The sequence below is a fragment of the Kineococcus gurbantunggutensis genome (genome assembly GCF_050871925.1).
Lineage (GTDB): Bacteria > Actinomycetota > Actinomycetes > Actinomycetales > Kineococcaceae > Kineococcus.
Genome location: NZ_JBJLSG010000160.1, coordinates 1 through 11,167 on the forward strand (window position 1 = coordinate 1; position 11,167 = coordinate 11,167).

Genomic DNA, 11,167 nt, shown 5'->3' on the forward strand with positions numbered 1-11,167 from the left:
GCCGGGGTCGCCGGGGCGACCCCGGCGCTCGCCGGGGGTGGTGCGTCAGCGGCGGTCGACGTCGACGAGGTCGACGCGGACCTGCCGGCCGGCGGCGAGGGCACCGATGACGGTGCGCAGCGCCTTGGCCGTGCGGCCGGAGCGGCCGATGACCCGGCCCAGGTCCTCCGGGTGCACGCGGACCTCGAGCAGGGAGCCGCGGCGCGACGCCTTGGACGTCACGCGCACGTCGTCCGGGTGCCCGACGATGCCGCGCACGAGGTGCTCGAGGGCGTCCGCGAGCACCGGGTCAGGACTCCGAGGAGGTCTCCGCAGCGGCGGCCGGGGCCGGGGCGGCGGAGGCGCTGGTGGCCTGCTTGGTGGTGGTGGACGGCTGCTGGTAGCGGCCCTCCTGGCCCTTGGTGCCCTTGAACTTCTGCCAGTCGCCGGTCACCTTGAGCAGCGCGGCGACCTGCTCGGTCGGCTGCGCGCCCACGCCGAGCCAGTACTGCGCGCGCTCGGACTTGATCTCGATGGTCGAGGGGTGCGTCATCGGGTTGTAGACGCCGATCTCCTCGATGGCGCGACCGTCGCGCTTGGAGCGCGAGTCGGCCACGATGACGCGGTACTGCGGCGAGCGCATCTTGCCGAGGCGCTTCAGTCGGATCTTGACAGCCACGTGCGGGAGTCTCCGGTTCTGTTCAGGGTGAGCGGCCACCGCCCGGTGTGGGGACGCCGGCAGGTGGTGCTCGTGGACGCGAACGTCCCCGGGTGAGAGGGTCCCTGGGCGTTCGGGTGCACCCGCCATTGTGCCAGAGGTCGTCCGCCGTCCTCGACCGCTCCCCGCCGGGGCGGTCAGCGCGGGGCCCGGCCCGCCGCGGCGCCGGCCACGACGCGCCCGCGCAGCACCACCGCGCGCGGGGCGCGCAGCACGCCCAGGTCGGCGCGCGGGTCGCCGTCCAGCACCAGCAGGTCCGCGCCGGCGCCCTCGGCCAGCGCCGGGTGGCCCAGCCAGCGGCGCGCGGACCAGGTCGCCGCGTCCAGGGCGGCGGTGCGCGGCAGGCCGGCCGCGGCGAGCTCGTGCAGCTCGTCCACGACGAGGCCGTGCGGCAGGACGCTGCCGGCGTCGGTGCCGGCGAAGACCGGCGCGCCGGCCTCGTGCAGGGCGGCGACCGTGGCGTACCGGCGCGCGTGCAGCGCCCTCATGTGCGCGGCGTAGGCGGGGAACTTCGCCTCCCCCCGCTCGGCGATGCCGGGGAAGGTGGCGATGTTGACCAGGGTCGGCACGACGGCCACCCCGCGCGCGGCGACCGCCTCGACCGTGGCGGCCGTCAGGCCCGTGCCGTGCTCGACGCCGTCGACGCCGGCGGCCAGCAGGTCCTCCACGCCCTCCTCGCCGAAGTGGTGCACGGTGACGCGGGCGCCGAGCTCGTGGGCGGCCTCGACGCCGGCGCGCAGCACGTCGGCGGGCCAGCACGGCGCCAGGTCGCCGCGGGAGCGGTCGATCCAGTCGCCCACCAGCTTCACCCAGCCGTCGCCGCGCCGGGCCTCGGCGCGCACGAACTCCACGAGGTCCTCGGGCTCGATCTCGTGGGCCAGCCCGCGCAGGTAGCGCCGGGTGCGGGCGATGTGCCGGCCGGCGCGCACGATGCGCGGCAGGTCCTCGCGCTCGTCGACCCAGCGCGTCTCCGAGGCCGAGCCGGCGTCGCGCAGCAGCAGCGCCCCGGCGTCGCGGTCGGTGAGCGCCTGGGCCTCGCTGGTGGCGTCGTCGACCCGCCCGCTGGGGCCGACGCCGACGTGGCAGTGCGCGTCGACCAGGCCGGGCAGCACCCAGCCGGGCAGCTCGGTCGTGCTGGCCCCGGCGGGGCGCTCGAAGGTCAGGCGCCCGCCGAGCACCCACGCCTGCCCGCGCACCTCGTCCGGGCCGGTGAGCACCGGCCCGCTCAGGTGCAGGGCCTCGGGGGCGGTCACGGCGGGCGCCGGGGCTCGGGCGGGCGCCGGGGCTCAGCGGCCGCCGAGGAACTTGTCGAAGCCCTTGGGCAGGTTCAGCTGCGAGGGGTCGAACTCGGCCGGCGGCTGCGGCGCGCCGAACGCCGAGCCGGCGCCCTCCCCGGCGGTCACGGCGCGCGAAGCGGCCGCGCGCTCCTGCTCGGCGCGCTTGGCCGGGTTGCCGGACTTGGCCTTGCGGCCCTTGGCCGCCGCGACGCGCGCCTTCTGCTTCTTGGAGGCCCCGCCCGGCACGCCCGGCATCCCGGGGATGCCCGGCAGGCCGCCGCCGCCGAGGCCCTTGCGCATCTGGCGCATCATCTTCTGCGCCTGGCCGAAGCGCTCGAGCATGTCGTTGACGGCCGAGGCGCTCTGCCCGCAGCCGGCGGCGATGCGGGCGCGGCGCGAGCCGTTGATGATGCGCGGCTGGCGGCGCTCCAGCGGGGTCATCGAGCGCACCATCGCCTCGATGCGGTCGAACTCGCGCTCGTCGAAGGCGTCGAGCTGGTCGCGCACCTGCGCCATGCCCGGCAGCATCCCGAGCATCTTCTTGATCGAGCCCATGTTGCGCACGGCGTTGAGCTGCTGCAGGAAGTCGTCGAGGGTGAAGTCCTCGTCGGCGGCGAACTTGGCCGCCATGGACTGCGCCTGGTCGGCGTCGAACGCCTTCTCGGCCTGCTCGATGAGGGTGAGGACGTCACCCATGTCCAGGATGCGCGAGGCCATCCGGTCGGGGTGGAACAGCTCGAAGTCGTCGAGCTTCTCGCCGGTGGAGGCGAACATCACCGGCCGGCCGGTGACCTGGCGCACCGACAGCGCCGCGCCGCCGCGGGCGTCGCCGTCGAGCTTGGTGAGGACCACGCCGTCGAAGCCGACGCCGTCCTGGAAGGCGGTGGCGGTGGCCACGGCGTCCTGGCCGATCATGGCGTCGAGGACGAAGAGGACCTCGTCGGGCGTCACGGCGGCGCGGATGTCGACCGCCTGCTGCATCATCTCGGCGTCCACGCCGGTGCGGCCGGCGGTGTCGACGACCACGACGTCGAAGTGGTGGTGGCGGGCGTGCTCCACGCCGGCGCGCGCGACGGCGACCGGGTCGCCCACGCCGTTGCCCGGCTCGGGCGCGAAGACGTCCACGCCGGCGCGCTCACCGGTGATCTGCAGCTGGTTGACGGCGTTGGGCCGCTGCAGGTCGCAGGCCACCAGCAGCGGGCGGTGCCCGTTGTGCTTGAGGTGGCGGCCCAGCTTGCCGGCCAGCGTCGTCTTGCCGGCGCCCTGCAGGCCGGCCAGCATGATCACGGTCGGCGGGTTCTTCGCGAAGCGCAGCCGGCGCGTCTCGCCGCCGAGGACGGCGACGAGCTCCTCGTTGACGATCTTGACGACCTGCTGGGCGGGGTTCAGCGCCTGGGAGACCTCCTCGCCCAGGGCCCGCTCGCGCACCTGCGCGGTGAACTGCCGCACGACGCTCAGCGCGACGTCCGCGTCCAGCAGGGCGCGGCGGATCTCGCGGACCGTGGCGTCGACGTCGGCCTCGGACAGGCGCCCCTTGCCGCGCAGGGACTTGAACGTCGCGGTGAGGCGGTCGGAGAGCGTGGCGAACACGTCCCACAGCCTACGTGAGGCGCGGCCCGGGCCCGCCGCTCAGCCCGGCACCTCCGCCGCGTCGGACAGCGCCCGCACCGCCACCGCCACCCGCGGCGGGGTCAGCAGCCGCCCGTCCGGCTCGGCCAGGTACAGGGTGTCCACCGCCTGCGCGGCGTAGGTGGCCACGTGCGCGGAGCGGATGTCCAGGCCCTCGGCGGCCAGCGCCCGCCCCAGGGCGTGCAGCAGGCCCGGGCGGTCCGCGGCGCGCACCTCCAGCACGGTGGCCCGCTCCGAGGCGCCGGGCAGGATCACCACGCGCGGGTGGGCCACCAGCGAGCGCGCCCCGCCGCCGGGGCGCGGGGTGCGCGCGTCGCGGGCCGCCAGCCGGTCCAGCAGGGCCACGTCGCCGGCGACGATGCGGTCCAGGCCCTGGCGCAGCAGCTCCGCCGAGGGCGCGTCGCCGCCGGGCGACTCCACCCACCAGGAGTCCACCGCCACGCCCCCCAGGGTGCGCACCAGCGCCGAGCGCACCAGCAGCCGGTGCCCGGCCAGCAGGCCGGCCAGGTCCGCGAACAGGCCCGTGCGGTCCCGGGCGACCACGCGCACCACGAAGAAGCCGTCGACCTCGCGCACGTCCACGCGGGTCTCGCCGCCGGCGGCCACCCGCGCCGCCAGGGCCTGCTCCTCGGCGTCGAAGCCGCCCACGGCCGGCACCGGCTCACCCGCCAGGCTGGCGCGGGCCCGGGCCACCAGGTCGTCCACGAGCCGCGCGCGCCACGGCGACCACGCCGCCGGGCCGGCGGCGCGCGCGTCGGCCTCGGTCAGGGCCCGCAGCAGGTCCAGCACGTCCGCGCGCCCGTCCACGGCCGCCACCAGCGCCTCCACGGTGCGCGGGTCGTCGGGGTCGCGGCGCGTGGCCAGGTCCACCAGCGTCAGGTGCTCGGCGACCAGCCGCTCCACGACGGCGGCGTCCGCGGCGTCCACGCCGGCGCGCTCGCAGACCCGGCGCGCCAGCGGGGCGCCGGTGCGCGAGTGGTCCTGCGAGCCGGCCACCTTGCCGATGTCGTGCAGCAGCGAGGCCAGCAGCAGCAGGTCCGGGCGGGGCACGTCGCGCACAAAGGCCTGCGCGGCCACGGCGGTCTCGATGAGGTGGCGGTCCACGGTCCAGCGGTGCACGGCGTTGCGCTGGGGGCGGTTGCGCACGGCGGTCCACTCCGGCAGCCAGCGCTCCACCAGGCCGACCAGGTCCAGCTGCTCCCACACCGGCACCTGCCCGGCCCCGCCGGCCAGCAGCTCCAGCAGCGCCTCGCGCGCGGCGGGCGGCCACGGCTCGGGCAGCGGCGGGCAGGTGCCCACCAGGTGCTCCAGGGTCGCCGGCGACAGCGGCAGCCCGGCGCGCACGGCGGTGGCGGCCGCGCGCAGCGGCAGCACGGGGTCCTCCGCCGGGGTGGCGCCGGCGCCCAGGACGACCTCGCCGTCGTGCTCGACGAGGCCGTGGCCCAGCGAGCGCAGCCGGGGGCGACGGCCGGCGGCGCGGAAGCGGCGCGAGGGCACCGACTGGCGGGCGCGGCGGGTGGTGGTGTCCACCGCCGCGGAGATCGTGCGCCCGGCCTGCGCCAGCGCGGCCAGCAGCAGGTCGGCGTCGGCGTAGCCGCACACGACCGCCACGGCGTCCTGCTCGGCCAGCACCAGGCGGTCGCCGGGGCGGCCGGAGGAGGTCTGCAGCCCGTCGCGCACGTCGAGGAGCACCTCGTGGGCGGCGTCGACGGCGCCGTGGGGGCGGTCGGTGAGCCAGCTGGCGGCCAGCGCGCGCAGCGCGACCGCGTCGCGCAGGCCCCCGCGCGCCTCCTTCAGGTCCGGCTCCAGCAGGTACGCCAGCTCCCCGCACCGCGCGGCCCGCTCGGCCAGGGACTCCAGGACCTGCGGCAGGCGGCGGCGGGCGCCGGCGCGCCAGTCGTCCAGCAGGTGCCCGCGGGTGCGGGCCACCAGGCCGCCGTCGCCGGCGACCACCCGCAGGTCCAGCAGGCCGGTGGCGGCGGCCAGGTCGGCGGCGGCGACCTCGCGGCACTCCCGGGCGGTGCGCACCGAGTGGTCCAGGCGCAGGCCCGCGTCCCACAGCGGGTACCAGAGGCGGTCGGCGAGGGCGGCCACGTCGTCGGCGCCCAGGCGCCGGCCGTCGTGCAGGAGCACCAGGTCCACGTCGCTGGCGGGGCCGCAGTCGCCGCGGGCCAGGGAGCCCACGCAGGCCAGGGCGACGCCGGTGGTGGCGCCGACGGGGCCGTCGGGGTCGGCCAGCAGCTGCGGCAGCGGCTCCACGGCGCGGTCCCACACGTCGCGCAGCCGGGACTCGACGAGCTGCACCAGCTCCGCGCGGCGGTGCGGGCCGGGGCGACCGGCCCGCACCGCCAGCGCCAGGCGCTCGGTGCGCAGGTCCACGCTCACCGCCGGGCCGGCCGCGGCGGCGGGGCGGCCGCGCGCAGCCGCCCCGCGGGGAGCGCGGGCCTCACAGGGCGTCGGGCCCGTGCTCGCCGGTGCGCACCCGCACGACGTCCTCGACGTGCTGGGTCCAGACCTTGCCGTCGCCGATGCGGCCGGTCTGGGCGCTCTTGACGACCACCTCGACGATGTCGTCGATGTCGACGTCGTCGACGAGGACCTCCACGCGCACCTTGGGCACCAGGTCGACGGTGTACTCCGCGCCCCGGTAGACCTCGGTGTGCCCGCGCTGGCGGCCGTAGCCGGACGCCTCGGAGATCGTCAGGCCCTGCACCCCGTAGGACTCCAGGGCTGACTTCACGTCGTCGAGCTTGTGCGGCTTGATGATGGCGGTGAGGAGCTTCACGCGGAGACCTCCGAGGTGCTGGCGGGAGCGGCGTGACGGGCGGCCGGGCGGGTGGCGGCACCCAGGGCGCCGCCGCCGAGGGCGCCCCAGTCGTAGGCGGTCTCGGCGTGCTCGACCTGGTCGATGCCGGTGACCTCGTCCTCGACGTCCAGGCGGAAGCCCGTCGTGCGCTGGATGACGGTGCCGATGACCCAGGTGAGCACGAAGGAGAAGACCAGGACGGCGAGGGCGCCGACGACCTGGCGCCAGAGCTGGTCCACGCCGCCGCCGAAGAACAGGCCGTTCACGCCGTTGGGGGCGGTGTCGGTGGCCAGGAAGCCCACGGCGATCGTGCCCCACAGGCCGCCGACGAGGTGCACGCCGACGACGTCGAGGGAGTCGTCGTAGCCGAGCTTGTACTTCAGGCCCACGGCCAGGGCGCACAGGACGCCGGCCAGGACGCCGATGACGATGGCGCCGACGGGGCTGACGGCCGCGCAGGCCGGGGTGATGGCCACCAGGCCGGCGACGGCGCCGGAGGCCGCGCCCAGGGAGGTGGCGTGCCCGTCGCGGAAGCGCTCGGTGAGCAGCCAGCCCAGGATCGCGGCGGAGGTGGCGACCAGGGTGTTGACCCAGGCGACGGCGGCGGTGTTGCCGGAGGTGACCGCCGAGCCGGCGTTGAAGCCGAACCAGCCGAACCACAGCAGGCCCGCGCCGAGCATGACCATCGGCAGGTTGTGCGGGCGCATCGGCTCGCGGCCGAAGCCCTTGCGCTTGCCCAGGACGAGCACCAGGGCCAGGGCGGCCGCACCGGCGTTGATGTGCACCGCGGTGCCGCCGGCGAAGTCGATGGCCGCCAGGCGGTTGGCGATCCAGCCGCCGACGTAGCCGTCGGCGTCGAAGGCGAACACCCAGTGCGCGACGGGGAAGTACACGAGGGTGGACCACACGCCGGCGAAGAGCATCCAGGCGCCGAACTTGGCGCGGTCGGCGATGGCGCCGGAGATCAGGGCGACGGTGAGGATGGCGAAGACGGCCTGGAAGCCGACGAAGGCCATGCCGGGCAGGGTGCCGGAGAGGTTGTCCTCGCCCATCAGGCCCGAGAGGCCGAAGTACTCGGCCGGGTCGCCCAGCAGCCCGCCGCCGACGTCGTCGCCGAACGCCATCGAGTAGCCGTACAGGACCCACAGGACCCCGATCAGGCCCAGGGCGCCGAAGCTCATCATCATCATGTTGAGGACGCTCTTCGCGCGGACCATGCCGCCGTAGAAGAGCGCGAGGCCGGGCGTCATCAGCAGCACGAACGAGGCGCTGGTGAGGATCCAGGCGGTGTCACCGGTGTCCATGGGCAACAGGGCCTTCCGCGAGGCCGGCGCGCGCCGGCGGGGGGGACGGGTCGCCGCGGGCTGCGCGCCGCGGGCTGGTCGGTGGAGCGGGTCAACCGTGGACTCGGCGTGTTACGCCCGCGACCGCCCCGTGTTTCGCCCCGGTGACGAGCCCCCGCCCCGTGTGAACTTCGTGTTACGCCCCCCGGCGCGCCGCCCGCCCGCAGCAGCCGGTCGGCCGGGCGCGACGCACCGTGACCGCAGCGCCGCCGCGGCCGGCGCACGCGAGCGGGCCCCGCCGCACGCGGTGCGACGGGGCCCGCTTAGGGGCGCGGCGGGGCGCGGCGCGCGTCAGGACAGCAGCGCGTCCACGAACGCCTCCGGCTCGAAGGGGGCCAGGTCGTCCGGCCCCTCCCCCAGCCCGATCAGCTTCACCGGCACGCCCAGCTGGCGCTGCACCGCCACGACGATGCCGCCCTTGGCGGTGCCGTCCAGCTTGGTGAGCACGATGCCGGTGACCTGCACGACCTCGGAGAACACCGCCGCCTGGCGCAGGCCGTTCTGCCCCGTGGTGGCGTCCAGCACCAGCAGCACCTCGTCGACCGGCCCGTGCCGCTCCAGGACCCGCTTGACCTTGCCCAGCTCGTCCATGAGGCCGGCCTTGTTCTGCAGGCGCCCGGCGGTGTCGACCAGGACGACGTCGGCGTCGGCCTCGGTGCCCGCCTTCACCGCGTCGAAGGCCACCGCGGCGGGGTCGGCCCCGTCGCGCTCGGAGCGCACCGTGGGCACGCCCACCCGCTCGCCCCAGGTGGCCAGCTGCTCGGCGGCGGCGGCGCGGAAGGTGTCCGCCGCGCCCAGCACGACGTCCTTGTCCTCGGCGACGAGCACGCGCGCCAGCTTGCCCACGGTCGTGGTCTTGCCGGTGCCGTTGACGCCCACGACGAGGACCACGGCGGGCCGCTCGCCGTGGCGCTCGGTGGCCAGGGAGCGGTCCACGTCGGTGCCCACGGCCGCCAGCAGCTCCTCGCGCAGCATCTCCTTCAGCTGCGCCGGCTCGCGGGTGCCCAGCACCCGCACCCGCTCGCGCAGGTGCTCCACGATCTCCGTGGTCGGCCCCACGCCCACGTCGGCGATCAGGAGGGTCTCCTCGACCTCCTCCCACGTGGACTCGTCGAGGGTGTCGCGCGAGAGCAGCGCCAGCAGCCCCTGGCCCAGGGCGGAGTTGGAGCGGGCCAGCCGCTCGCGCAGCCGCACCAGGCGCCCGGCGGCGGAGGCGGGGCGCTCGGTCGGCGGGCCGGCGGGCTCCTCCGGCAGCTCGACGACGTCCACGGCGCGGCTGGGCGAGTCCCGCGGCACCTCGGCGTCGTCGCCGACGCCGGGCAGCGGGTCGGTGTCCGAGCGCGGCCCCAGGCTGGAGCGGCCGGCCCCGCCCGGGGGCAGCGAGGAGCGGCGCCGGCGCGGGCGCACCAGCCCCGCGACGGCCCCGACCGCCGCCAGGACGATCAGGACCGCGACGCCGATGAGGATGTCCAGGGTCTCCACGGGCGCCGATCCTCCCAGACGCGGCCGGCGGCCCCGGCGGGCGGCGCGCCCGCCGCGCCCTCAGGGGCGTGCCGGGGTCAGCGCGCGCGCACCGCGCGGGTCTCGTCGCCGGAGCCGGCGCGGTGGGCGGTGACGCGCTGACCCAGCTGCTCCGCCCCGCGGGCCGCGCGCAGGCGGGCGCGGTGCGCCGAGCGCACCAGCACCGGGGCCCAGCGCTCGGCCAGCGCGTCCAGGCGCGCCACCAGGCGGCTGCCGCGGGCGCGCATGGGCGGCGCGGCGACGGACAGCAGGACCGCCAGCGCGAGCCCCACCACGAGGACGAACGTCACGATCAGGGTCGTCATCACCACGAGGTCAACACTGCCCCGCGCGCCACCCGCGCACCACTCCGCCACGACGGTGTTGCCGCTCCGTGACCGATCAGCCGCGATCCCGTCACCGGCCGGTCACCGCGGCCACCCCGGGCTCAGGCCGGGGCCGGCTCGCGCAGCCGCTGGCTGACCACGGTGCTCACGCCGTCGCCGCGCATCGTCACCCCGTACAGCGCGTCCGCGATCTGCATGGTGCGCTTCTGGTGGGTGATGACGATGAGCTGGCTGGAGGTGCGCAGCTCCTCGAACAGGGTGATCAGCCGCGAGAGGTTCGCGTCGTCCAGGGCCGCCTCGACCTCGTCGAGGACGTAGAAGGGGCTGGGGCGGGCGCGGAAGATCGACACGAGCATGGCCACCGCGGCCAGCGAGCGCTCCCCGCCGGACAGCAGCGAGAGCCGCTTGACCTTCTTGCCCGCCGGGCGGGCCTCCACCTCGATGCCGGTGCTCAGCATGTCGGAGGGGTCGGTGAGCACCAGGCGGCCCTCGCCGCCGGGGAACAGGCGGGGGAAGACCTGCTCGAACTGCGCGGAGACGTCGGCGAAGGCCTCGGCGAAGACGCGCTCGACGCGCTCGTCGACCTCCTTGACGATGTCGAGCAGGTCCTTGCGCGACCTCTTGAGGTCGTCGGACTGGGTGACGAGGAACGCGTGGCGCTCCTCCATCGCCGCGTACTCCTCCAGCGCCAGCGGGTTGACCGTGCCGAGCTGGGCCAGGGCCCGCTCGGCGGCGCGGCGGCGCTTGTCCTGCTCGGCGCGCACGTACGGGCGCGGCTGCGGCGGCTGCTCGGGCTCGGCGTCGCCGGGCGCCGGCGGGGACGGCGGCACGGGCCGGTCGGGGCCGAACTCGGCGACCAGGACGTCGGGGTCGGTGCCCAGCTCCTCCACGGCGCGGGCGCGCAGCTGGTCGATGCGCCAGCGCTGCTGGGCGCGGGCGACCTCGTCGGCGTGCCGGGAGTCGCCCAGGCGCTGCTGCTCGGCGCTCAGCGAGGCCACCGCGCGCCGGGCGGCGGCGACCTCCTCATCGAAGCGGGCGCGCGCGGCCTCGGCGGCCTGCCGCAGGCGCGCCGCCTCCGCCGCGGAGGCCTCCCAGGCCCGCAGGGCCAGCTCGGCGCCCTCGCGCACCCCGGTGGCCACCCGCACCTGCTCCGCGCGCCGGGCGCGGCGCGCGGCGGCGCGCTCGCGGGCGCGCAGCTCCTCGGCGGCCTGGCGCTCCAGGGCGTCGGCGCGCCCGGCCAGCGCCCGCACGCGCTCCTCGGTGGTGCGCAGCGCCAGGCGCGCCTCCGTCTCGGCGCGCCCCAGGGCGCGGGCGTGCTCGGCCAGGCGGTCGCGCTCGTCGGTGGAGGTGGCGGCGTCGTCGTCCTCGGGGGCGGTGGAGGCCGCCTCGAAGCGCTCGCCGAGCTCGGCGAGCTGGGCGCGGTCGGCCTCGAGCCGCCCGGCGACCTGGTCGCGGGTGGTGGGGGGGGGGGGGGGGGGGGGGGGGGGGGGGGGGGGGGGGGGGGGGCGGGGCGGGGGCCCGGCGCGCACGCCGACAACCACCCCCCGCCCCCACCCTCCCCAGCCGCG

The 11,167-nt window shown here is 77.0% G+C and carries 10 protein-coding genes; all 10 read right to left on the bottom strand.

Annotation, left to right across the window (positions count from 1 at the left end):
• Positions 1-45: 45 nt before the first annotated feature.
• Entirely contained in the window at positions 46-285 is a 240-nt protein-coding gene (locus ACRYR7_RS21175; protein ID WP_432574092.1) for an RNA-binding protein, read from the bottom strand.
• A 4-nt stretch (positions 286-289) separates the two neighbouring features.
• The gene (gene rpsP / locus ACRYR7_RS21180; RefSeq protein ID WP_432574093.1) at positions 290-658 is read right to left on the bottom strand and encodes a 30S ribosomal protein S16; all 369 of its coding nucleotides are present in this window, start codon (positions 656-658) and stop codon (positions 290-292) included.
• A 176-nt stretch (positions 659-834) separates the two neighbouring features.
• Positions 835-1,950, bottom strand: a complete 1,116-nt coding sequence (locus ACRYR7_RS21185) for an amidohydrolase family protein (RefSeq protein ID WP_432574094.1) — start codon at positions 1,948-1,950, stop codon at positions 835-837.
• Positions 1,951-1,983: 33 nt separating this feature from the next.
• Entirely contained in the window at positions 1,984-3,564 is a 1,581-nt protein-coding gene (gene ffh / locus ACRYR7_RS21190) for a signal recognition particle protein (protein ID WP_432574095.1), read from the bottom strand.
• A 39-nt stretch (positions 3,565-3,603) separates the two neighbouring features.
• Positions 3,604-5,982 (bottom strand): [protein-PII] uridylyltransferase, encoded by a 2,379-nt coding sequence (locus ACRYR7_RS21195; protein ID WP_432574096.1) that lies wholly within the window; start codon positions 5,980-5,982, stop codon positions 3,604-3,606.
• 67 nt (positions 5,983-6,049) lie between these two features.
• A complete protein-coding gene (locus tag ACRYR7_RS21200) occupies positions 6,050-6,388 on the bottom strand; it encodes a P-II family nitrogen regulator (RefSeq protein WP_166610627.1) in 339 nt (112 codons plus the stop codon).
• Positions 6,385-7,713, bottom strand: coding sequence for an ammonium transporter (locus ACRYR7_RS21205; RefSeq protein ID WP_432574097.1), 1,329 nt, complete (start codon positions 7,711-7,713; stop codon positions 6,385-6,387). The genes ACRYR7_RS21200 and ACRYR7_RS21205 overlap by 4 nt, the downstream gene beginning before the upstream one ends.
• A gap of 330 nt (positions 7,714-8,043) precedes the next feature.
• On the bottom strand, positions 8,044-9,234 hold the full coding sequence (gene ftsY, locus ACRYR7_RS21210; protein ID WP_432574098.1) for a signal recognition particle-docking protein FtsY: 1,191 nt from the start codon (positions 9,232-9,234) through the stop codon (positions 8,044-8,046).
• 77 nt (positions 9,235-9,311) lie between these two features.
• Positions 9,312-9,578: a hypothetical protein gene (locus ACRYR7_RS21215; protein WP_432574099.1), complete on the bottom strand. Its 267-nt coding sequence runs from the start codon at positions 9,576-9,578 to the stop codon at positions 9,312-9,314.
• A gap of 122 nt (positions 9,579-9,700) precedes the next feature.
• Positions 9,701-11,167: AAA family ATPase (locus tag ACRYR7_RS21220; RefSeq protein WP_432574100.1), on the bottom strand; the 1,467-nt coding region annotated here is incomplete at its 5' end.

Coding starts and splice junctions, on each gene's coding strand:
- ACRYR7_RS21205 (WP_432574097.1), bottom strand. CDS start 7,713: ATGGACACCGGTGACACCGCCTGGATCCTCACCAGCGCCTCGTTCGTG.
- ACRYR7_RS21215 (WP_432574099.1), bottom strand. CDS start 9,578: ATGACGACCCTGATCGTGACGTTCGTCCTCGTGGTGGGGCTCGCGCTG.